Origin of the sequence: Novosphingobium cyanobacteriorum, assembly GCF_029436685.1 — a bacterium.
Classification (GTDB): domain Bacteria; phylum Pseudomonadota; class Alphaproteobacteria; order Sphingomonadales; family Sphingomonadaceae; genus Novosphingobium; species Novosphingobium cyanobacteriorum.
Genome location: NZ_JAROCY010000011.1, coordinates 65,763 through 87,619, shown reverse-complemented (window position 1 = coordinate 87,619; position 21,857 = coordinate 65,763). Strand labels below are relative to the sequence as shown.

The window sequence follows — 21,857 nt, the reverse complement described above, 5'->3', positions numbered from 1 at the left end:
CAGGGGCGGCACCGGCCCACGTGAGTGGGAAAATCAGGCACATAGCCCCTGGAGGAACCATTGCGGCATGCCGCCGCGCCCATCGTCTGGCAGGCCGAGGCGATAGATCCAGTAGCGGCGGCCGGCCTGGTCCTCGATACGGTAGTAATCGCGCAACCGGGTGGTGGAGCGTTCGCGCCACCATTCGGGCGCAATGCGTTCAGGCCCTTCGGCACGGGCAACTTCGTGGATGTTGCCCCGCCAGCGGAACATGCGAGGCAGGCCATCAGGCGCGGCGTAGATCACGCCGATCTGTTCGGGCCGGTCCAGCATTTTCAAGGGCCTGGCATGGAAAGCGAACTCTTCCTGTGAACCGGGCGGATCGAGCGGCGGCACCCAGCGTTGGGCGCGTTCGGGCAGGTGGCTGGCGTGAGGCACGGGGCGGCGCACCGCCTGCGGGCCAAGGCGGACCGACAGCCGATCGACACAGGCGGCAAGGCTGGTGCCATGGCGTTCGGCCGCCGCATCGAGATCGGCCTGCGCCAGCGCGAGCGGTTCGGTCCACGGTGCGGCCATGCGCACCAGTTCGATGCCGAAGCCGACGTCGAGATCATCGAGCCGGGCGGCGAAGAGGCGACAGACGTGGGCGGCCTCACGCGTGGGCGCGGCCAGTTCCAGCCGGCGCAGCAGCACATCGCCATCCACCTTCCACAGCGCGAGTTCGAGACGGCGGGCGCCCTGCCCCAGCCCTTCGAGCTGGCGCGCCATATCGGCGGCAAGGTCAGCCACCACGCGATCGAGCAGCGGGCGGTGGCGGATCGGCTCCATCAGGCGGCGCTGCACCATCGGCACCGGGCGGCCGAGCACCGGCAGCAGCGGTTCGGGCACGAGGCCGAGCAGCTGATCCAGCCGCACCAGCGGATTGGCGGCAGGCGCGCGGCGATTGCGAAAACGGCGGGCAAGGCTTTCGCGCGCGATGCCCGAAAGGTCGCCCAGCCGCTTGAGGCCAAGGCGGCGCAGCAGGAGCAGGACATCGTCATCCAGCCGCAGCGCCGCGACGGGGAGCATCGAGAGGTGATCGAACAGGTCGGGCCCGGCTTCGAGGATGGCGCCCCCCTTGGGATCATCGGCCCGGCCGAAGTGCGCCAGCGCCCAGGCCGCACCGGCGGTGGGGCCCAGTGCCACCCGCGCGGCAAGGCCCCGCGCCGCCAGCCGGGCACGGGCATCGGCCAGCAGCGCCGCCTCTCCGCCGAACAGATGCGCGACGCCGGTGGCATCGACGATCAGGCCATCGGGCGGATCGAGCGCGCTCCACGGCCCCCAGCGCTGCGCCCACAGCGCCAGCTTTTCAAGGAAGGCGAGATCGCCCGCCGGATCGGAGGGGTGGACGGCGAGATCGGGACAGAGCGCACGCGCATCGGTGAGGCGCATACCCGGCTGCGCCCCGGCGGCAAGGCCTGCAGCGTTGGCGGCATCGATGCGCGGGCCGTGCGCGGTTTCGGCAATCAGCGCCAGCGGAGCGGCATCAGGCCCCTGCCCCGGCGCGCAGCCTTCAAGAAGCCGCCAGCGATCGACCGCCAGGTGCATGCACCAGATCGCCATGATCCGGCGTGCCGGGGGTGGGGTCAATGATGGCAGGCTGGTCGGCTGCGAGAGAGAGGCCGTCATCGCGCAGGGTCCATTGTCCGGGCTGGAAAGTGTGGGAACGGAAGAGTTCGGCGCGCCAGCTGGCGGCGCCGGGCGCCTGCGGGTTCCAGCGCGGCGGGGGCGAAGGCGCCGCCTCCACCTGCCAGCGCATGCGGGCCGAGCCGAGATCGCGCCGCGCATCGAGCCGCACCAGCCACAGTGGCACGCCGTGCTTTTCGACGGCGAGGCTGAGCCGGCGCGAAGCGGTGAAATCCAGCGCGCGGGGATTGCCGGCAATCTCCCCGATCACGAAGGCGAGATCGCGGCAGCGCAGCCCTTCCTCCAGCGCGAACAGCGCGTCCTCGGGCTTTTCCGCCGCCACATGGATCAGGCGATGGCGCAAGGGTGTGGGCAGCCCGGGGCGATAGGGCCGGCCCGAAAGGCGCAGCGCCGCCTTGTCCTGCACCCACAGCCAGGCGCGCTGGTCATCCGGCCCGAGCGCCAGGGCATCGCGCGCCAAGGCGAGCGCCAGCCCGGCCCCGCTGGCCTCACCCATGGAGGCGAAGATCTCTCCATGGCGGCAGGGTGCGGGCACGCCGGGTTGCCAGCGCGCGACATGCGCAGAAGCGCCAAGGCCGCGCACGACACCGGCAAGCGAAGAAGGAAGAGAAGCAAGGTCCATGGGCGAATCGACTCGTTTGTTCTTATTATGTTCCGTTTTCATCAGTACGCAATCCACCCCTCGCGCCATTCCGGGTGCATTCTCCCCAGCCTTGCCCACGGGTTTACCCACGGCCTTGTCCACATGCTGTCCACAGATCGCCCCAAGAGGCGGGGATCGGAACCAGCCCCGCGCCCTGCCGTTGCCCGGTCAAGATCCGGAAAACGAAAGGCAAACCGATGAAGTACGACCAGGGCGACCCGCAGGAGCTGAAGGACAAGTTCTGGAAGGCGATGGCCGCCTCCCCCTATGTGATGCTGCAGCTGGACGACGATCCGGATTCGGCCGCGCCGATGACCGCGCAGCTGGACAAGGACGCCAACAGCGCAATCTGGTTCTTCACCAACCGGTCCAACCGCTTTGCCGCGATGGGCGGGGCCACCGCCACCTTCGCCAGCAAGGGCCATGATGTCTTCGCCCGCTTTCACGGCGTTCTGGTGGAAGAAACCAGCCGCGAAGTGCTGGACGAGCACTGGAACAACTTCGTGGAGGCGTGGTTTCCCGGCGGCAAGGATGCGCCCGACCTGCTGATGCTGCGCATGAACCTGGGCGACGCGTCAATCTGGGCGGGTGAACTGGGCGCGTTGAACACCGTGAAGATGGCGCTGGGCATGGACGTGACCAAGTCCATCAAGGGCGGCTTTACCGAAACCACGCTCTGACCAGAGCCTCTGGCCAAACGAAAAGGGCCGCTTCCCGGTGGAAGCGGCCCTTTCTGTATGTGCCGGCGGATTGCGATCAGTCGATCGGCGGTACCGGCTGCGGCGGCACGTCGGCGTCTTCCTCGTGCACTTCCACCAAGCCACGGCCCACATGGCTGCGGCTGCGGCTGTAGGCGAAATAGACCACCAGGCCGATCACCGCCCAGATCACGAACAGCATCTGGCTCTTCGGATCGAGCTTGTAGAAGAGGTAGAGGCAACCCGCCAGCGACAGGGGCGCGGTCACATAGATTGCCGGCGTGCGGAACGGACGATGCCGTTTCGGTTCATTCCGACGGATCACCACCACCGCGATCGACACCGCAGCAAACGCGAACAAAGTGCCCGAGTTGGAGATGTTGGCCAGCAGCCCCACCGGGAAGAACGCGGCGAACAGGGCCACGAACACACCGGTGATGATCGTGATCACATGCGGCGTGTTGTAGGTCGGGTGGATCCTGGAAAACGATTCGGGCAACAGCCCGTCGCGGCTCATCACGAAGAAGATGCGCGTCTGCCCGAACATCATCATCAGGATGACCGAGGGCAGCGCCAGACCGGCGGCGAGGCCGACAAGGTTGCCGATCTGCGGCCAGCCGATTTCGCGCAGGGTCCAGGCCAGCGCTTCCTTGGAGCAGACCACGGCCTGATCGCTGATGCTTGCGCACTGCGCCGCCAGTTCACGGCTGCCCGGCTCCATGCCCACGCCCGATGCATCGAGCATAGGCTGAGCGCCAATCGAACCGATCACGCCCGCCGCAACCAGCAGGTAAAAGATCGTGCAGATGCCAAGGCTGCCGATCAGGCCGATCGGCATGTTGCGCTGGGGGTTCTTGGTCTCTTCCGCCGCAGTGGAAACCGCATCGAAGCCGACATAGGCAAAGAAGATCGAAGCCGCCGCCGCACCGATGCCGCCAAAGCCCAGCGGGGCGAAGGGCTCGAAATTCTGCATCTTCATGACCGGCAGGGCCAGCGCGACGAAAAGCGTCAGCGCCGACACCTTGATCGCCACGAGCACGGCGTTGACCGAAGCGCTTTCCTTGGTGCCGATCACCAACAGCCAGGTGACCAGGCCGGCAATCAGCATCGCCGGAAGGTTCACCAGACCGCCATCATACGGACCGCGCACCAGAAGATCGGGTATGTCGATATGAAAGATGTTCTCGATCAGGCCGACGACATAGCCGGACCAGCCGACGCTGACCGCCCCTGCGGCAACCGCGTATTCCAGGATCAGCGCCCAGCCGACCATCCAGGCGACCAGTTCACCCATCACGGCATAGCTGTAGGTATAGGCGGAGCCGGAAACCGGCACCATCGAGGCCATTTCGGCATAGCACAGCGCCGCCACGGCGCAGACGAAGCCGGCGATGACGAAGCTGAGCATCATGCCCGGCCCCGCCTTCTGCGCGGCCTCTGCCGTCAGCACGAAGATGCCCGTGCCGATCACGGCGCCGACCCCGAGCATGGTCAATTGAAAGGCGCCGAGCGAGCGGTGAAGCGACTTTTTCTCGGCAGTGGCTAGAATGGCGTCGAGCGGTTTGACGCGTCCAAACATCAGGATCTCCCACCTGCGGCCCGGTACATCGGCCACGCCCCCGTGGCCAAGCGGTTGCACCGGCAACCAGGTTCATGGCCCCAACGCTAGCCGCACCCATGGCGCACGCAAAGCGCTTTTTCCCCAGTCGCGTTGCGCTTGCCCCGCAGGCGCTATCGTCTAGAAGGCTGGTCCCCCAGGGAAGGTCTGCAGGAAAAGGAGCCAGCCCATGTCCACCACCTTCCAGCTCGATACATCGACGAGCCGCGCGAACCCGACTCCTGCGCCGATGAAGCGGCTGACCATTCCGGCCGTGCGCCAGCGCAAGAAGGACGGGGTGACCGAACAGCCGATCGTGATGCTGACCGCCTACACCGCGCGGCAGGCCCAACTGCTGGATCCGCATTGTGACCTGCTGCTGGTGGGGGATTCGCTGGGTCAGGTGATCTATGGCCTGCCTTCCAGCGTGCCGGTCACGCTCGACATGATGATCGCCCACGGGGCCGCCGTGGTGCGCGGATCGTATCATTCGGCCGTGGTGGTCGACATGCCGTTCGGCACCTATGAAGCATCGCCCGAGCAGGCCTTCGCCAGCGCATCGCGCGTGCTCAAGGAAACCGGCTGTGCCGCGATCAAGCTGGAAGGCGGAGAGGCCATGGCCGAAACCGTGGCCTTCCTCACCCGCCGTGGCATCCCGGTGATGGGCCATGTCGGCCTGACACCGCAGGCCGTGAACGTTCTGGGCGGCTATAACGCGCGCGGCCGCAGCGAGGCCGAAGCGGCCAAGATCGTGGGCGACGCCAAGGCTCTGGCCGAGGCCGGCGCTTTTGCGGTGGTGGTGGAAGGCGTGGTGGAGCCCATCGCGGTGGCCATCACGCAGGCCATCCCGTGCCCGACCATCGGCATCGGCGCCAGCGCACAGTGCGATGGCCAGGTGCTGGTGATCGACGACATGATCGGCATGTTCGAACGCGTGCCCCGCTTCGTGAAGATCTACGAAAACGTTGGCGATGTGATCGAACGCGCCGCCATCGCCTATGCCGAAGAGGTGCGCGCCCGCACATTCCCCGGCGTGGAACAGACCTACCAGCCCAAATAGTCCGGGACCTTTCCCCCCGGCGCAGGATTGCGTGAAGCGCCTGCGCCGTTAAAGGAGCGGGCGACCGTCATGGCAGGAACACGCGCCTTGCTTCAGAACTTCAAGGGATCGATCCTCTTCACCCTCGTCTGCCTGGCGGCGGCGGTGGCCTACGGCTGGCTCCAGACAGGCTCGGCCAGCGCCACAGCCGGCCTGGTGTGGATCGTCATCGTCCTGTCGGTGCTGGAAATCTCGCTCTCGTTCGACAACGCAGTGGTCAATGCCGCGGTGCTCGATGAGATGGACGAGGTCTGGCAGAAGCGCTTCCTCACCTGGGGCATGCTGATCGCCGTGTTCGGCATGCGCATCGTGTTCCCGCTGGCCATCGTGGCGATCGCCGCCGGGATCGGCCCGGTCGACGCGCTGCACCTCTCGCTGACCGAACCGAAGCGCTACGAGGAAATCGTCAGCGGCGCGCACATCGGCATCGCCGGCTTTGGCGGCGCGTTCCTTGCCATGGTCGGCCTGTCGTTCTTCTTCGATGGGGAGAAGGACGTGCACTGGATCACCGTGATCGAGGAAAAGCTGGCGCTGATCTCGAACATCAAGGCGGCGGAAATCGCGCTGCTGCTGCTGGCGCTGTGGGGTGTTTCGCTGTTGCTGCCCCAGCATGAAGCGCTGGTGTTCATGGTGGCCGGCACGCTGGGCATCGTGTCTTTCATCGCGGTGGAAGCCATCGGCACCGTGCTGGAAATGCGCGAGGAGGCACAGAAGGCCGCGGGCATGGTCGTGCGGTCGGGCCTTGGCGGCTTCCTGTATCTCAACGTGCTCGACGCCTCGTTCAGCTTCGATGGCGTGATCGGCGCCTTTGCCCTGTCCAACAACATGGTGGTGATCGCGCTGGGCCTTTCGATCGGCGCGATGTTCGTGCGTTCGCTCACGCTGCTGCTGGTGAAGCAGGGCACGCTGGCGGAATACCGCTATCTGGAGCACGGCGCCTTCTGGGCGATCGTCGCCCTTGGCGGCATCATGCTTGCATCGGCGCGGTGGGAAATCCCGGAAACCATCACCGGCCTGATCGGCGCGGCACTGATCGGCCTCTCGCTGTGGTGGTCGGTCCGCCACAAGCGCAAGTACCCGGACGCCGAGATCGAAGCCGCCGTCCGGGCGGACTGACGCTCAAGCCAGCGGTTGCGGCGCCAGCCTCGGTGCGGGTGCAGGCGTGCCGGTGAAGCGCGGCGCCGGGGCCGGCATGATCATGCCGCCTTCCTCAACGAAAGTACCGCGCGCGGCATTGTGTGGGTGGGCCGGCGCCTCGGCAAGGCTGAGCACGGGAGCGAAACAGATGTCGGTGCCATCCATGATCGCGCACCATTCATCACGGCTCTTTGTCTTGAACAGCGCGGTCAGCCGCTGCTTCAGGTCGGGCCACTGGCGCGGGTCCATCTGCGCGGCAAACGCCGGATCATCCTTCAGACCGGTCGCTTCCATAAGCAGCGCATAGAACTGCGGCTCGATCGAGCCGATGGAGATCCACTTGCCATCCGCCGTTTCATAGGTGTCATAGAAGTGGGCCCCGCCATCGAGCAGGTTCACTCCGCGTTCGTCCTGCCAGGTGCCATTGCCGAAGAAGGACCATGTCATCGCGGAAAGGATCGCCGCGCCATCCACCATCGCGCAGTCGATCACCTGCCCCTTGCCCGTGCGCTGCGCGGAAAAGACGCCGGCCATCACCGCGAAGGCCATCAGCATGCCACCACCGCCGAAGTCGCCCACCGCATTCACGGGGAACTGCGGCTTGCCGCCCGCCTGGCCATAGGTGTGCAGCGCACCGGCGATGGAAATGTAATTGATGTCGTGCCCGGCCAGCGGCGCCATCGGGCCGTCCTGCCCCCAGCCGGTCATGCGGCCAAAGACGAGACGCGGGTTGTCTGCCAGCAGCACGTCAGGCCCCAGCCCCAGCCGCTCCATCACCCCGGGGCGATAGCCTTCGATAATGGCGTCGGCCCCTTTCACCAGCTCGCGGATACGGGCAATCGCCGCCGGGTCCTTGAGATCGAGTTCAAGGCGCTCCCGGTTGCGATTGAGGATATCCCGCTCGCCATCGTCGCCCACCCGGTCACCCTTCGACGGTCGTTCGATACGGATCACGCGCGCGCCATGATCGGCCAGCATCATGCAGGCGAAGGGGCCGGGCCCGATGCCGGCGAATTCGATCACGGTAAGGCCTTCCAGCGCGCCAGGCATCCCATCCTCCAAATTTAATCGATCAATTGAATTCCGTTTGGCGCAGCGGCGCGTTGCCGTCAACCGGCGGAATTCATTGCGATGTGGCGGAAAGGGGAATGCCGCGCGCCATCAGTGCTGCCTTCATCGCTGGCCCCGCGGCTTGATGCGGGCCCTGCGTCCAGCTTGCCGCCAGCAGCTTCATCGCGGACACGCTGTTGGGGTTCTGCAGCAGATAGCGCGATGTCATCGAATCCGCGTCGGCCGCGCGGCCCAGCGCGCGCAGCGCGGCATCCATGCGCCACAGCACCGGCTCGTTGAACCGGATCGCGGCGCCGTTGCCGTAATCCACCAGCGCGTGCGCCGCATCGCCACGCATCATGCGCACGTCACCCGCCAACAGGTTGGCCTCGGCTGCGCCGGGATTGGCATCGCGCAGCCTGTCGGCCACCACCTGTGCTTCCACGCCCTGCCCCGCCGCCAGCAGCGCGCGGATATAGGGCACCGCATTGGACGCGAAGTTGGGCGCATCGGTATAGCGCAGCGCAAGAACCGCCAGCGGTGCATCGGCGCGGATCGGCGTATAAGGCATCGGGCCAGCCCTGCCAGCTGCGGCGATCAGCGCCTGCCCGCGCTCCTTCTGCCCCAGCCGGACCCAAGCCTGCCCCACCAGCATCTTCAGATATGGCCGCGCGAAAGCTGACTGCGCATCGGCATCGAAGCGCTGCGCCAGTTGCCGCCAGTCCCCCTGCCGCGCCAGCGCCCGGGCGAGGAGCGCACGCGCCTGCAGATTGTCGGGCTGCAGCCGCACCAGCCGGTCGAACTGCTCCACCGCCAGGTTGGTGTTGCCTGCGCGGTATTCCAGGATGCCGTTCAGCAGGATCGCCGCCGGCATGTCGCGAAACGCGCTGCCTGTCCGCAACAGGATGGCGCGCGCCAGGTCGGTCTTGCCTGCCCGCGCCGCTAGCACAGCCTGCTGGAACAGCGGGCGCGGGTTCTTGGGATCGACCAGCGCCAGCTTGCGGCACACCACCAGCATGTCGCGATACTTGCCCATGTCGCCCAGCGTGGCGGCATATTCGCCCAGCAGCGCGGGATCATCGGGCAGCACGCCCAGCGCCGCCTCGAACCACGGCAGCGCCGCCGCCAGCCCGAACTGTTCGCGGATCAGCATCCCCCGCAGCGCCAGCGCGCGCGGGTTGCGGGGGCCAAGCTGCACCGCCTGTTCGGCCGCTTCGATCGACAGCGCCTGTTCGCCCGCCGTGAATCGCATCGAGGCGATCTGGACCCACAGGTCCGAATCCTGCGGATCAATTTTCAGCGCCTCGTCAAAGGCCTGCGCCGCAGCGCCAAGGTTGCCCTCGGCCAGTTCCAGCTGCCCCTTGATCCGCCAGCCAAGCTCGACCGTGTCGGGCGCGAAACCGCCTTCGCCCAGCACCTTGCGCGCCTCGCGCCGGTCATTGCGCGCCAGCAGCGCCTGCGCCAGCTGCGCGCGCACGGCATCGGCGGGCACACCCTGGCGGATCGCCTCGCGCAGGGGGACTTCGGCCGCAATCGGATCGCGCCGTTCCAGCGCCGCCGCCGCCTGCCGTCGCACCGCATCCAGACGCGATTCCCCGCCCAGCGCCGGCCCGGTGGCCAGCACTGCCAGCATCAGCGCGCCGGAAAGCCGGCGCCTAATGCTGGAGGTCGTATTGCTTGAGCAGGTCATACAGCGTCGGCCGGCTGATCCCCAGCAGCCTTGCGGTGCTGGAGATGTTGCCCTCGCTGCGCGCCAGCGCATGGCGGATCACCTTGCGGTCGGTCGCCTCGCGCGCGCTCTTCAGGTTCAGCGGGTTCGACTCCCCATCCGCAGGGTTGGCCAGATCAAGGTCCACCGCGCTCACCAGCTTGCCATCGGCCATGATCACCGCGCGCTTCACCCGGTTTTCCAGCTCGCGCACGTTGCCGGGCCAGGCCCAGCCATCGATCGCCGCCAGCGCATCGGGGGCAAAGCCCTTTACCTGCGGGTTCATCTCGGCCGCGAACCGGGTGAGGAAAGCCTTGGCCAGCAGCGTCGGATCGCCGGGCCGGTCGGCAAGGCCGGGGATCTTCACCACGATCTCGGCCAGGCGATAGAACAGGTCCTCGCGGAACCGGCCGTCGGCGATCATCGCTTCAAGGTTCTGGTGCGTGGCGCAGACGATGCGCGTGTCAACCTCGATCGACCGCCTGCCGCCGATGCGCTCGATCGTCCGCTCCTGCAGGAAGCGCAGCAGCTTCACCTGCAGTTGCAGCGGAATGTCGCCCACTTCGTCAAGAAACAGCGTGCCGCCGTTGGCCAGCTCGATCTTGCCCTCGGTGGTCTTCACCGCACCGGTGAACGCACCCTTTTCGTGTCCGAACAGTTCGCTTTCCAGCAGGCTTTCCGGGATCGCGGCGCAGTTGATCGCCACGAAGGCGCCCTTTGCGCGGCCGGATGCGTCATGCAGGCCCTTGGCCAGCAGTTCCTTGCCGGTGCCGCTGGCGCCCAGCAGCATCACCGATGCGCTGGTATTGGCCACGCGCTCGATCGTGCGCGCCACCTTCACCATCTCGGGCGCGGCGGTGATCAGGCGGCCCAGCACCCGGTTGTCCTCGGGCGCACGCTCGGCCAGCAGGCGGTTTTCCAGCTCCAGCTTGTGCACGTGCAGTGCCCGCCGCACGATCAGCCCCAGCGCGTCGATGTCCACCGGCTTCTGATAGAAATCGTACGCGCCGCGCTGGATCGCCTTCAGGGCGGATTCGCGTGCGCCATGGCCCGATGCCACGATCACCTTGGTCTCTGGCCGCAATGCCATGATCTCGTCGAGCACGGCAAAGCCCTCGCTCGTCCCGTCGGGATCGGGCGGCAGGCCAAGGTCCAGCGTCACCACCGGTGGGTCTTCCGAACGCAGCAGGGTCAACGCCGTCGCCCGGTCCCCGGCGATGAACACGTCGAAATCCTCGTAAGCCCACTTCAGCTGGGCCTGCAGGCCGGGATCGTCTTCAACGATCAGCAGCTTGGGGCGGATATCGGTCATGTCAGGCAACCTTCTGCGCGCCGGCTTCCCCGGCATTTTCAAGTGATTGGGCAAGATTGGCGGCGGCGGCCAGCGGCAGGCGCACGGTGAAGCGGCTGCCCAGCCCTTCGCGGCTTTCCACGTCGAGCCGTCCACGCATCGCGCGCACCAGCTCGCGCGCTTCGAACGCGCCGATGCCGAAGCCGCCGGACTTTGTTGAAACGAATGGTTTGAACAGCCGGTTGCGCACGAAGTCGGCGCTCATCCCGCATCCGGTATCGATCACCTCGATAACGCCGTTCAGCCCGTCCACGCGCGTCTGCAGGAACACCGCCATGCCCGGCGGGCTCGCATCGATGGCGTTCTGCAGCAGGTGGAGCAGCACCTGTTCCAACGTTTCGCGATTGGCCAGCACAGGGCACTGCTGCGCATCGGTGACATAGACCTGCGGCATATCGATGTTGCCGCTGGTCCCGGCGGCATAGCGCGCGGCGATCGCATTGATCACGCCCGCCGCGTCCACTTCCTCCAGCCCCTGCACATTGCCCGCGCCATAGCGGGAAAGGCGGGCGAGCAGCCCGTTCAACTTGTCCGCCGCATTGCGCAGCGTCACCAGCATGTCCTTGCGGAACTCCGGGTTGTCTGCATGCCGCTCCGCATTGCGAGACAGCAGCGCAAGCTGGCTCGCCAGGTTCTTGATGTCATGCATCACGAAGGCGATGCGCCGGTTGAATTCGTCGAAGCGGCTCGCCTCCAGCAGCGCCACCTGCCCGTTGTGTTCGGCCAGGTAGCTTGCCAGCTGCTGCCCCACCACGCGCAGCAGGTCGAAGTCTTCCCAGTCCAGCTTGCGCGCCAGCGCCGGCCGGCCCAGCACCACCAGTCCGACCAGCCGATCATAGTGCAGCAAAGGCACCAGCGCCCACACGCTCTCTTCCGCAACCAGCCAGCGCGGCATCGCCTCTGCCTCACCCTGGTGGTCTATGCCCGCGCGCACCTCGTCGAGATCGACGATGAAGCCGCGCTTCTCGAAGAAGGCGGCGGCTTTGGCATCCATCGCCTCGGCCGGCACTTCCAGCGTGTGCCACTGCCAGCGCGCCGCCAGCGTCAGGTCACCATTGTCACCCGGCACCAGCAGCAGCCCGCGCGCGCTGTCGGTGATGTCGGCCAGCGATTGCACCACGCGCGCATGCAGCGGCATGGCATTGGCCCCGCCGCGCCCGATCGTGCGGGTAAAGCGCTGCCATTCGGCGCGATAGTCATAGCGGTGCTGGAAGAAGTGCTTGGCCAGCATCACGTTGAGATAGCTGCGCAGGCGTCCCGAAGGCACCAGCGCCAGGATCACCACCGTGGTGGCGAAGGCAAAGCCCAGCTGCGCCAGCTGGCTCACATTGCCGCCCAGCCACGAGACCGACTGCGCCGCCCCCACCATCACCAGCAGGTACGCGCCGATCACCAGCAGGCTCAGCGACTGGAACGCCACCGAGCGACTGGGCGAAAAGCGCAGCGCCGATCCGCCGCGCAGCGTGCCCAGCGCCAGCAGCAGGATCGAAAGCCCCTGCGCCAGCCCGCGCAGCGCCACCAGTTCGGCTGGCACCGCCCCGCCCAGATAGGCGATGGTGTAGTAATTGAGGTCGTACCCCCACATCAGCGCAAGCGCGAGGCACGTCCAGCGTACCACCGCGCGCTGCGCCGTCATCGCCCCGGCATAAAGGTTGTGCACCAGCACCAGCGCACCCGTGGCCAGCAGCAGGCGGAACATCACCGAGATCTGGAAGATCATGGTGATCGCTGCCGGAATGCCCTGTGCCCGCAGGTTCAGCAGCAGCAGCACCGGCTGCAGCAGTTCCACCATCGCCAGCACGATCAGCACCGGTCGCACCGGGCCAACGGTATTGTGCCGGTTGTCGCGTGCGAACAGGCTGTAGAGCACGAACAGCCAGCCCAGGTTGCGCGCCACTTCGGCCAGCTGCGCCACGAACGTGCCCGCGCCGATCCCGGCTACGAACAGCGCCCACACCCCGCCCAGCGCCAGCGCAGACATTTCCGCGCGGCTGGCGGGCTTGCCCCGGCGGCGGCGGTCCCACAGCCACACCGCCAGCAGCATCGCCGCGAATGCCGAAAGCACGAACATCCACTGGCCGAAGCCGGTCCAGCCGAGCGGGCTGGCGATCATGGCGCGCTCGCACGGATCACCGCGCCCCCTCGTTCCACAGCACCACCCGCAGCGTCTGAAGCAGGATCAGCAGGTCAAGGAATGGGGTATAGTTCTTGGCGTAGTAGAGATCGTATTCCAGCTTGTGCCGGGAATCCTCGATCGACGCGCCATAAGGATAGTTGATCTGCGCCCAGCCGGTGATGCCCGGCTTCACCATGTGGCGCTCGGCGTAATAGGGCAGCTGCTCTTCCAGGTCCGAAACGAATTCGGGCCGTTCCGGACGCGGGCCGACGAAGCTCATCTCGCCCTTCAGCACCGTCCACGCCTGTGGCAGCTCGTCGATGCGCAGCTTGCGGATCACCCGGCCCACCCGCGTCACCCGCGGATCGTTCTCCTGCGCGAACTGCGCGCCGTTCACCTCGGCATCCACGCGCATGGACCGCAGCTTGATCAGGTCGAAGTTCTGGCCGAACAGCCCCACCCGCGTCTGGCGGAAGAACGCCGGCCCCTTGCTGTCCAGCTTCACCAGCAGGGCAAACAGCACGATCACCGGTGCCGTCATGGCCAGCAGCACCAGGCTCGCCACGATGTCGAAGATGCGCTTCATCGCGCTGGAAATGGCGCGGCCCGACGAGAACCCGTCCGAGAAGATCAGCCAGCTCGGGTTCACCGTATCGAGATCCACCCGCCCCGTCTCGCGCTCCATGAAAGTGGAGAAGTCGTTGACGTGGACGCCCGTTGTCTTGATCCGCAGCAGGTCCTTCAGCGGCAACGCGTTGCGCCGCTCTTCCAGCGCCAGCACCACCTCGCTCACGCCCAGGTTTTCCACGTGGCGGGTCAGGTTGTGGATGGCGTTGCGGTTGATCGCCTCTTCCACCACCGGCGTGCTGTCGCTCATGCCGACATAACCGACGATGGCGAACCCCGCCTCCGGCCGTTCGGCCAGCTTGCGCAGCCGGTCCGCGCGCAGCCCCGCACCCAGCACCAGCACGCGCCGGCGAAACGCCGCCGTGCCCAGCAGGCCTGACAGCAGCAGCCGGATCAGCACCAGCAGCGCCATGGCGATGAACATCGCGTAGAACAGGTTGGACCGCCACAGCGTGCGCCCCGGCAGCAGGAAATAGACCACCGACAGCGCGATGATCCCCAGGCTGATCGCCACCATCAGCCGCGCCGTGGCATAGCGCATCGACCGCAGCGCGTCCGAGCCATAGACCCCGACCGATACCATCGCCACCTGCACCAGCCCGGCGAACATCAGCAACGGCACCCAGCGATCGTGAATCACCCCGCTGTCCATGCCGATCTGGTGCGCGCGCACCGTCCAGCCCAGTTCGCCCGAGGCGAGCAGCAGCACGAAGTCGAGCAGGCCCAGCAACAGGACCGCATTGGGGATATAGTGCTTGAACAGCCGGAACATGCTGTGGCCATACGCGCCAAGGCGTAAACCGTCGGTAAATCTGACACCCTTCGATGCAGGGCAATTCGGGCCCAACAACGAAAAATCGCGCCTCTCCGGGTGGAGTGGCGCGATTTTTGTCGGCCTGTTTTACAGGGATTGCGTTACTGCGACGTGGCCTTGTTGGCGGCGGTCTCCGCCGCATCACCCACCTTGCTGGCCGCCTTGCCCACGTCGTCCGCCGCTGCGGCGATGGCGTTGTCCTTGCGCGCGCTGCTGCTCGACATGTTGGAGAACATGTACAGCCCCACCAGTACCGCCACCACCAGCACGACCGCGATCAGCCAGCCGGCCCCGCCGCTGCTGCGCGCGCCATCGTCATAGACGGTGGTGTGGGTATGGGTCGCGCCGCCCGGGCGCTCCACTTCTACGACACGTTCTTCAACCATGTGCCTGGTCCTCTCCTGGCTCCCGTTACAGAGTGAAAATGCCCGGAACGGACCGATCGTTCCCTGACGGCCTCCGCAACAATCCCGCTGGCGCACCGCCCGCCCCGGTGCCATGCTGCGCCCATGCGGCAGAAGGAACTGCGCGTGGCCCTGGTGTGCTTTGGCGGCATCAGCCTCGCGGTCTACATGCATGGCGTTACGCGGGAGATCTGGCACGCCACCCGCGCCAGCCGCGCGCTGCATCGTGCCGATCCTCCCAATGATCCGCGCTGCTCCGGCGTCGAAGGCGTCTACCGCCGCCTGCTCGAAACCGTGGTCCGGACCCGTGGGCTGAAGCTGCGCTTCCTGCCCGATATCGTCTCGGGCGCCAGCGCCGGCGGCATCAACGGCGTTTTCCTGGCGCAGGCGCTGGCCACGGGGCAGAGCCTTGCCCCGCTCACCCGGCTCTGGCTGGAAAAGGCGGATATCGACGTCCTGCTCGATCCCGATGCCAAGCCGTGGAGCCGCTTTGCCAAGCTATGGGCGCAGCCGATCGTGTGGCTTGCGCTGCGCTTTCCCGGCAGCGTCGTCTCACGCACCGTGGCACAGGGCACGCGGGCCGAAGTGCGCCGCAAGGTCTCCCGCCTGATCCGCGCCCGCTGGTTCGCCCCACCCTTCAGCGGCATCGGCTTTTCCCACCTGATCGCCGAGGCGCTCGAGGCGATGGCCGCATCCGATGGCGATGGCGAACCGTTGTTGCCACCGGCCCACCCGCTTGATCTGCAGGTGACCGCCACCGATTTCAACGGCCACCCGGAAGAGCTGCACCTCAACAGCCCGCCCGTTGTCGAAGAAAGCGAGCACCGCCTCGCCATCGGCTTCCGGCACGCCGTGGCGCGCAACCAACCGCTCGCGCACGCTGCCGACCTCGTCTTCGCCGCACGCGCCACGGCCAGCTTTCCGGGTGCCTTTCCCCCGCTGATGGTGGACGAGATCGATCGCATGGCGCGCGAACGCGGCATCGGCTGGCCGGGGCGCGACGCCTTCCTGCAGCGCATCATGCCCAGCCGGTGGAAGCGCGGGCAGATCGCCGATGCCGCGCTGGTGGATGGCGCGGTGTTGGTCAACCGCCCCTTCGCACAGGCCATGGCCGTGCTGCGCGATCGCCCCGCCCAGCGCGAGGTGGACCGCCGCTTCGTCTATATCGACCCCAGCCCGGATCACATGCGCCTCGGCCCGCGCGGCGCCAGGAGCGTGGGCTTCTTCTCAGCCATCTTCGGCTCGCTGTCCTCGATCCCGCGTGAACAGCCGATCCGCGACAACCTGGAAACCATCGAGCAGCAATCGCGCGAACGCGCCCGCCTGCGCGCCATCGTCGATGCACTGCGGCCCGAAGTGGAACACGCGGTGGAAAAGCTGTTCGGCCACACGCTGTTCTTCGATTCCCCCACGCAACGCCGGTTGACGTCATGGCGCAACAAGGCGCAGCAGGCCGCGGCCGAACAGGCCGGTTTCGCCTTCCATGGCTATGCGCAGGTCAAGCTTGGCGGCATCGTCGCCGATCTGGCCGAAGTGATCTTCGATGCCGCGCCGCAGGCGGCAACCCGCGCGCAGGTCGAAGCCGCGCTGTGGAACCATGTCCGCGCGCTCGGGCTTGACCACCTCAGCCATGCCGGCGGCGGCGCCTCGCCCGAAGCGATTGCCTTCTTCCGCACGCATGATGTCGCCTTCCGCATTCGCCGCCTGAAGCTGCTGGCCCGCCGGCTCACCCACGATTGGGACGAGGCCGAAGGCATTACCGATCAGGCCCGCGATGCCGCGCGTGACGTGGTCTATCGCGCGCAGGCGCTCTATCAGGGGCGACAGACCGCCGGCGGGCTTGGCCCATCGATCACCACCAGCGCGCCCGTCGCCTGTGCCGATCCCGCTGCCGTGCTTGGTGCCATCGCCAGCGCGCGCAACCTCACCGGCATCGATCTGGAAGTGGACGCGATGATCGTGGGCGCGCTCGCCGGCATGGACAAGCCGCTGCGCCGCCGCTTTCTCCATGCCTACCTCGGCTTTCCGTTCTACGATATCGCCACCCTGCCGCTCCTGCAGGGTGAAGGCATGGGCGAATTCGATCCCATCCGCATCGACCGAATCTCGCCCGATGATGCCACCGCCATTCGCAAGGGGGGCACCCTCGCCTGCCTGCGCGGGGTGGAATTCTTCAACTTCGGGGCCTTCTTCAGCCGCGCCTATCGCGAAAACGACTACCTCTGGGGCCGCCTCCACGGCGCGGAGCGCACGCTTGATCTGTTGTGCAGCACCGTGCAGCCGCCATTGGACGAAGCCACGATCCACGCCTTCAAGCGCGACGCGTTCCTCGCCATCCTGGAGGAGGAAAAGGACAACCTCAAGGCAGAACCCGGCATGGTCGATCGCGTGATCGAGGAAGTCCGCACGGCCTTCGCGGAGTAAAGTCTCTCATCAGGGCGCGAAATGAAAAGGGATGTTTCGCGCAGAGAGCGCGGAGAACGCGAAGTAAAAAGGGGAAAAATCGGCCTGCGGCGCAGCCGCCAAAATCCTCTTCTTCTATTCTTCCGCACCCCCTGCGCACTCTGCGCGAACCACAGAATTTCTTCGCCCGGCGTCCTCGCGAGAACCTGTCCCGCCAAAAGACCGGGCAGAAGACCTAATCCGTCAGATCGGTCCACACATCCTTGATGCGCTCGAAGAAGCCCTTGGATTGCGGGCATTCTTCCCCGGTTTCGGTTGCCTGGAACTCGCGCAGCAATTCCTTCTGCCGCGCGCTCAGCCTGGTCGGTGTTTCCACCTGCACTTCAACCACCAGGTCACCCGTACCGCGCCCTTGCAGCACCGGCATTCCCGCCCCGCGCTTGCGCAGCTGCTTTCCGCTCTGGATGCCGGCAGGAATCTCGATCGCATGGCGCTGGCCATCCAGCCCCGGAATCTCGATCTCACCGCCCAGCGCCGCCGTGGTGAAGCTGATCGGCACCCGCGTCAGCAGCGTCGTGCCTTCGCGTTCGAACACGCGGTGCCGCTTCACATGCAGGAAGATGTAAAGGTCCCCGGGCGGAGACCCGAACGGCCCCGCCTCGCCCTTGCCGGCCAGCCGGATGCGCGTGCCATTGTCCACGCCTGCTGGAATGTTCACTTCCAGCTTCTGCTCGGCATCGATGCGGCCTTCGCCGCGGCAACTGCGGCACGGCTTCTCGATCACCTCGCCCCGGCCGTGGCAGGTCGGGCAGGTGCGCTCCACCATGAAGAAACCCTGCTGCGCGCGCACCTTGCCGTGCCCGCCGCACAGGTTGCAGCGCCGCGCACCGGTGCCGGGCTGCGCGCCCGATCCGTCGCAGGGCTCGCACTTCTCCGAAACCTCCACGGAAACCTCGGCCTGCTTGCCGTGGAACGCCTCTTCCAGCGTGATTTCCATGTCATAGCGCAGGTCCGCGCCACGCCGCGCCTGCTGGCGGCCTCCGCCGCCACCGAACGCGCCGCCGAATATCGTCTCGAAGATATCGCCCAGATCGCCGAAGTCGCCGCCGCCGGCAAAGCCGCCACCGCCGCCCGGCCCGCCCTGCTGGAACGCGGCATGGCCATAACGGTCATAGGCCGCCCGCTTCTGCGGGTCGGAGAGGCAGGCATAGGCCTCGTTGATCTGCTTGAACTTCGCCTCGCTGTCCTTGCACCCCGGATTCTTGTCAGGGTGGAACTTCATGGCCAGCTTGCGGTAGGCGGACTTCAGCACCTTGTCGTCCGCGGTGCGCTCCACCTCGAGCAGCTCGTAGAAATCGATCTCAGCCGACATTGCGTTTCCCATCCAAGAACGACAGCCCGCCGCCTGCGGTCGATTCGCAGGCGGCGGGCCGGTTCATCGCAACATCACTTGTTGTCGTCGACTTCCGAGAACTCGGCATCGACCACGTCGTCATCGCCCTTCGGCGCTTCCGCGCCCGGCGAGGCAGCGGCGGCCTGCTCCTTCTCGTAGATCGCCTGGCCCATCTTCATGGCCTTTTCGGTCAGGGCCTGGGTCTTGGCGTTCATCTCGTCGACATTGCCGCTCTCGATCGCGGTCTTCGCCTCGGCGATGGCAGCCTCGATCTCGCTCTTGAGGCCGGCGTCAATCTTGTCGCCGTTCTCTTCAAGCTGCCGCTCGGTGGCGTGGACAAGGCTGTCGGCGTTGTTCTTCGCCTCGGCCCCTTCACGCCGCTTCTTGTCTTCCTCGGCAAAGCGTTCGGCATCCTTGACCATCTGGTCGATGTCGGAGTCGGAAAGCCCGCCCGAAGCCTGGATGCGGATCTGCTGCTCCTTGCCGGTGCCCTTGTCCTTGGCGCTCACGTTCACGATGCCGTTGGCGTCGATGTCGAACGTCACCTCGATCTGCGGCACGCCGCGGCGGGCGGGCGGAATGCCCACAAGGTCGAACTGGCCCAGCAGCTTATTGTCCTGCGCCATTTCGCGCTCGCCCTGGAACACCCGGATCGTCACCGCTTGCTGGTTGTCCTCGGCGGTCGAATAGACCTGGCTCTTCTTGGTCGGGATCGTGGTGTTGCGGTCGATCATCTTGGTCATGATGCCGCCCAGCGTCTCGATGCCCAGCGAAAGTGGGGTCACGTCAAGCAGCAGCACGTCCTTCACGTCGCCCTGCAGCACGCCGGCCTGGATCGCCGCGCCCATGGCGACAACTTCGTCCGGGTTCACGCCGGTGTGCGGGTCCTTGCCGAAGAAGTCCTTCACCACTTCGCGCACCTTGGGCATGCGGGTCATGCCGCCCACCAGCACCACGTCGTCGATGTCCTTGGCGGATACGCCCGCATCGGCCAGCGCCTTCTTGCAGGGCTCCAGCGTGCGCTGGATCAGGCCCGCAACCAGCTTTTCAAGGTCGGCGCGGGTGATCGTTTCCACAAGGTGCAGCGGGGTGGTGCTGCCACCTTCCATGCGCGCGGTGATGAACGGCAGGTTGATCTCGGTGGTCTGGGCCGAAGACAGTTCGATCTTCGCCTTTTCCGCCGCTTCCTTCAGCCGCTGCAGCGCCAGCTTGTCGCCGCGCAGGTCCATGTTCTCCTTGGACTTGAACTTGTCCGCCAGGTACTCGACCAGCGCGGTGTCGAAGTCCTCGCCACCCAGGAAGGTGTCGCCGTTGGTGCTCTTCACCTCGAACACGCCATCGCCGATCTCCAGGATCGAGATGTCGAAGGTGCCGCCGCCAAGGTCATAGACCGCGATCGTCTTGCCGTCCTGCTTGTCGAGGCCATAGGCCAGCGCCGCCGCAGTCGGCTCGTTGATGATGCGCAGCACTTCCAGGCCGGCAATCTGCCCGGCGTCCTTGGTCGCCTGGCGCTGCGCGTCGTTGAAGTATGCCGGAACGGTGATCACCGCCTGCGTCACGGTCTCGCCCAGATAGCTTTCGGCGGTTTCCTTCATCTTCTGCAGCGTGAAGGCGGAAATCTGCGAAGGGCTGTAATCCTGCCCGCCCGCCTTCACCCATGCGTCGCCGTTCTTCCCCTTCGTGATCGAATAGGGAACCAGCTCGGTGTCCTTCTGGGTCAGCGGATCGTCAAAGCGGCGGCCGATCAGGCGCTTCACCGCAAAGATCGTGTTGTCGGGGTTCGTCACCGCCTGGCGCTTCGCCGGCTGCCCGATCAGTCGTTCACCGTCCTTGGTGAATGCAACGATCGAGGGCGTCGTGCGCGCGCCTTCCGAATTCTCGATGACCTTCGGCGTACCGCCGTCCATCACCGCAACGCAGCTGTTCGTCGTGCCGAGGTCGATACCGATTACTTTTGCCATGTTTCCCCATTTCCTTCCAGAATGGACGCCGCGCGTGGGTCTGTTCCCCTGCCGGGCGAACAAGGTTTCGCGGCTCCGACGCCGGGCGATATAGGTGCGGTTCCGCTTGGCACAAGGCCCCGGCCAAGTTACCGGAAGACAGGTTTGTAAAAGAGGAGACCTCCCCGATGCGCCACCTGCTGCTGCCCGCCGCCGCCCTTGCCGTGCTGGCGCTTTCGGGATGTGGCAAGGGCGATGCGCCCACAGCCGGGGCCAGTTCCGCCGCACCCGCCGCCGATGCGCCCAGCGCCGCACCGGGCATGATGCTGTCCGACGCCATGGTCCGCCTGCCCGCCGTTTCCGGCAATCCGGGCGTCGCCTATTTCACGCTCAGCCAAGGCGATGGCGCCCCGCGTAAGCTCGTCGCCGTGCATGTCGATGGCTTCGCCAGGGCCGAGATGCACCAGACCGTCGATGAAGCCGGCGTGATGTCGATGAAAGCCGTCACGCAGGTGCCGATCGAGGCGGGCAAGGCGATCGAGTTCAAGCCCGGCGGCTATCACGTCATGCTGTTCGATGCCGATGGTTCGCTCAAGGCGGACGGCGACACCGAACTCACCATCACCCTCGACAATGGCGACAAGGCCAGCGTCCGCGCCAAGGTGGAGGCACCCGGGGGTGATGAGATGGGCCACATGGACCACATGTGATCGCCTTGGCCGGCGGCCAGGGCTCTCCCAGGCGCGCGCTCACGCCCGGTGAAACCGCGCTGGTGCGCGCCGTCTTCGGCGCTGCCATCGATCCGGCGCCGGTCCGCCTGATCCGCCGACGCTTCTTTCCGTTCCAGCCCCGTGGCACCGTGATGGCGCCGATGGGCCACATCCATTTCCATCCGGCCGGTCCACACTGGTGCGATGATTTCGCCCATGCCCCCTTAAGCGCGCAGGCGCTCTTCGTGCACGAAATGGTGCATGTGTGGCAGGCGCAGGTGCGCGGCCGCTGGTGGCTGCCGCTGATGCGCCACCCGTTCTGCCGCTACGAATACCGCTTCGTGCCCGGCAAGCCGTTCACCGCCTATGGCATCGAACAACAGGCCGAACTCGTCGCCCACGCCTATCTCGCGGAAAGGGGCGCCCCGCACCCGGCAGCGCCCCCGCTGGCAGACCTCAAGGCGGTCCTGCCCTTTCCGATCGGCTAGGAAAATGTTGACGG

17 protein-coding genes are annotated in these 21,857 nt (G+C 66.5%); 6 read left to right on the top strand and 11 right to left on the bottom strand.

The genetic code is table 11. The features are described 5' to 3' along the window. Positions 1-33: 33 nt before the first annotated feature. Positions 34-1,581: a DUF6504 family protein gene (locus POM99_RS12715; RefSeq protein WP_277278374.1), complete on the bottom strand. Its 1,548-nt coding sequence runs from the start codon at positions 1,579-1,581 to the stop codon at positions 34-36. Then, positions 1,532-2,287, bottom strand: a complete 756-nt coding sequence (locus tag POM99_RS12710) for a hypothetical protein (RefSeq protein ID WP_277278372.1) — start codon at positions 2,285-2,287, stop codon at positions 1,532-1,534. Before POM99_RS12710 ends, POM99_RS12715 begins: the two co-directional genes overlap by 50 nt. 218 nt (positions 2,288-2,505) lie before the next feature. Here POM99_RS12710 and POM99_RS12705 point away from each other — a divergent pair, with 218 nt between their 5' ends. Then, complete coding sequence (locus tag POM99_RS12705) at positions 2,506-2,988, top strand: pyridoxamine 5'-phosphate oxidase family protein (RefSeq protein WP_277278370.1); 483 nt, start codon at positions 2,506-2,508, stop codon at positions 2,986-2,988. A gap of 76 nt (positions 2,989-3,064) precedes the next feature. Here the strand turns inward: POM99_RS12705 and POM99_RS12700 are convergent, their stop codons facing one another. Next, entirely contained in the window at positions 3,065-4,588 is a 1,524-nt protein-coding gene (locus POM99_RS12700) for an amino acid permease (RefSeq protein WP_277278526.1), read from the bottom strand. Positions 4,589-4,793: 205 nt separating this feature from the next. Between POM99_RS12700 and panB the strand changes: the two genes are divergently transcribed. After that, entirely contained in the window at positions 4,794-5,663 is an 870-nt protein-coding gene (panB, locus tag POM99_RS12695) for a 3-methyl-2-oxobutanoate hydroxymethyltransferase (protein ID WP_277278368.1), read from the top strand. A 69-nt stretch (positions 5,664-5,732) separates the two neighbouring features. After that, entirely contained in the window at positions 5,733-6,818 is a 1,086-nt protein-coding gene (locus tag POM99_RS12690; RefSeq protein WP_277278366.1) for a DUF475 domain-containing protein, read from the top strand. Positions 6,819-6,821: 3 nt separating this feature from the next. Here POM99_RS12690 and POM99_RS12685 read toward each other — a convergent pair whose 3' ends face one another. The 6 genes from POM99_RS12685 to POM99_RS12660 form a co-directional block, all read right to left on the bottom strand. Further along, on the bottom strand, positions 6,822-7,889 hold the full coding sequence (locus tag POM99_RS12685; RefSeq protein WP_277278364.1) for a CaiB/BaiF CoA transferase family protein: 1,068 nt from the start codon (positions 7,887-7,889) through the stop codon (positions 6,822-6,824). A gap of 73 nt (positions 7,890-7,962) precedes the next feature. Beyond that, on the bottom strand, positions 7,963-9,522 hold the full coding sequence (locus POM99_RS12680) for a tetratricopeptide repeat protein (protein WP_277278362.1): 1,560 nt from the start codon (positions 9,520-9,522) through the stop codon (positions 7,963-7,965). Between the two features lie 22 nt (positions 9,523-9,544). Further along, positions 9,545-10,909 carry a PEP-CTERM-box response regulator transcription factor gene (prsR, locus tag POM99_RS12675; RefSeq protein WP_277278360.1) on the bottom strand — a complete coding sequence of 455 codons (1,365 nt, stop codon included), beginning with the start codon at positions 10,907-10,909 and terminating at the stop codon, positions 9,545-9,547. Position 10,910: 1 nt separating this feature from the next. Next, positions 10,911-13,061 carry an XrtA/PEP-CTERM system histidine kinase PrsK gene (prsK, locus tag POM99_RS12670; protein ID WP_277278358.1) on the bottom strand — a complete coding sequence of 717 codons (2,151 nt, stop codon included), beginning with the start codon at positions 13,059-13,061 and terminating at the stop codon, positions 10,911-10,913. A gap of 16 nt (positions 13,062-13,077) precedes the next feature. Continuing rightward, positions 13,078-14,463 carry a TIGR03013 family XrtA/PEP-CTERM system glycosyltransferase gene (locus POM99_RS12665; RefSeq protein ID WP_277278356.1) on the bottom strand — a complete coding sequence of 462 codons (1,386 nt, stop codon included), beginning with the start codon at positions 14,461-14,463 and terminating at the stop codon, positions 13,078-13,080. A gap of 143 nt (positions 14,464-14,606) precedes the next feature. Next, on the bottom strand, positions 14,607-14,891 hold the full coding sequence (locus POM99_RS12660; RefSeq protein WP_277278354.1) for a hypothetical protein: 285 nt from the start codon (positions 14,889-14,891) through the stop codon (positions 14,607-14,609). 123 nt (positions 14,892-15,014) lie between these two features. Between POM99_RS12660 and POM99_RS12655 the strand changes: the two genes are divergently transcribed. Continuing rightward, complete coding sequence (locus tag POM99_RS12655; protein ID WP_277278352.1) at positions 15,015-17,333, top strand: patatin-like protein; 2,319 nt, start codon at positions 15,015-15,017, stop codon at positions 17,331-17,333. A 214-nt stretch (positions 17,334-17,547) separates the two neighbouring features. Here POM99_RS12655 and dnaJ read toward each other — a convergent pair whose 3' ends face one another. Then, a complete protein-coding gene (dnaJ, locus tag POM99_RS12650; RefSeq protein WP_277278350.1) occupies positions 17,548-18,684 on the bottom strand; it encodes a molecular chaperone DnaJ in 1,137 nt (378 codons plus the stop codon). A 74-nt stretch (positions 18,685-18,758) separates the two neighbouring features. After that, the gene (dnaK, locus tag POM99_RS12645; protein WP_277278348.1) at positions 18,759-20,666 is read right to left on the bottom strand and encodes a molecular chaperone DnaK; all 1,908 of its coding nucleotides are present in this window, start codon (positions 20,664-20,666) and stop codon (positions 18,759-18,761) included. Between the two features lie 167 nt (positions 20,667-20,833). Here dnaK and POM99_RS12640 point away from each other — a divergent pair, with 167 nt between their 5' ends. Then, the gene (locus POM99_RS12640; RefSeq protein WP_277278345.1) at positions 20,834-21,355 is read left to right on the top strand and encodes a copper chaperone PCu(A)C; all 522 of its coding nucleotides are present in this window, start codon (positions 20,834-20,836) and stop codon (positions 21,353-21,355) included. After that, complete coding sequence (locus POM99_RS12635; protein ID WP_277278344.1) at positions 21,352-21,843, top strand: vgr related protein; 492 nt, start codon at positions 21,352-21,354, stop codon at positions 21,841-21,843. Before POM99_RS12640 ends, POM99_RS12635 begins: the two co-directional genes overlap by 4 nt. The last annotated feature ends 14 nt before the right edge of the window (positions 21,844-21,857 follow it).

Excerpts from the sequence above, each read along its gene's own strand:
- POM99_RS12690 (WP_277278366.1), top strand. The coding sequence starts at position 5,733 with ATGGCAGGAACACGCGCCTTGCTTCAGAACTTCAAGGGATCGATCCTC.
- POM99_RS12715 (WP_277278374.1), bottom strand. The coding sequence starts at position 1,581 with ATGGCGATCTGGTGCATGCACCTGGCGGTCGATCGCTGGCGGCTTCTT.
- POM99_RS12705 (WP_277278370.1), top strand. The coding sequence starts at position 2,506 with ATGAAGTACGACCAGGGCGACCCGCAGGAGCTGAAGGACAAGTTCTGG.
- prsK (WP_277278358.1), bottom strand. The coding sequence starts at position 13,061 with ATGATCGCCAGCCCGCTCGGCTGGACCGGCTTCGGCCAGTGGATGTTC.
- POM99_RS12680 (WP_277278362.1), bottom strand. The coding sequence starts at position 9,522 with ATGCTGGCAGTGCTGGCCACCGGGCCGGCGCTGGGCGGGGAATCGCGT.
- POM99_RS12710 (WP_277278372.1), bottom strand. The coding sequence starts at position 2,287 with ATGGACCTTGCTTCTCTTCCTTCTTCGCTTGCCGGTGTCGTGCGCGGC.
- POM99_RS12640 (WP_277278345.1), top strand. The coding sequence starts at position 20,834 with ATGCGCCACCTGCTGCTGCCCGCCGCCGCCCTTGCCGTGCTGGCGCTT.
- panB (WP_277278368.1), top strand. The coding sequence starts at position 4,794 with ATGTCCACCACCTTCCAGCTCGATACATCGACGAGCCGCGCGAACCCG.
- POM99_RS12685 (WP_277278364.1), bottom strand. The coding sequence starts at position 7,889 with ATGCCTGGCGCGCTGGAAGGCCTTACCGTGATCGAATTCGCCGGCATC.
- POM99_RS12665 (WP_277278356.1), bottom strand. The coding sequence starts at position 14,463 with ATGTTCCGGCTGTTCAAGCACTATATCCCCAATGCGGTCCTGTTGCTG.
- POM99_RS12655 (WP_277278352.1), top strand. The coding sequence starts at position 15,015 with ATGCGGCAGAAGGAACTGCGCGTGGCCCTGGTGTGCTTTGGCGGCATC.
- POM99_RS12660 (WP_277278354.1), bottom strand. The coding sequence starts at position 14,891 with ATGGTTGAAGAACGTGTCGTAGAAGTGGAGCGCCCGGGCGGCGCGACC.
- prsR (WP_277278360.1), bottom strand. The coding sequence starts at position 10,909 with ATGACCGATATCCGCCCCAAGCTGCTGATCGTTGAAGACGATCCCGGC.
- dnaK (WP_277278348.1), bottom strand. The coding sequence starts at position 20,666 with ATGGCAAAAGTAATCGGTATCGACCTCGGCACGACGAACAGCTGCGTT.
- dnaJ (WP_277278350.1), bottom strand. The coding sequence starts at position 18,684 with ATGTCGGCTGAGATCGATTTCTACGAGCTGCTCGAGGTGGAGCGCACC.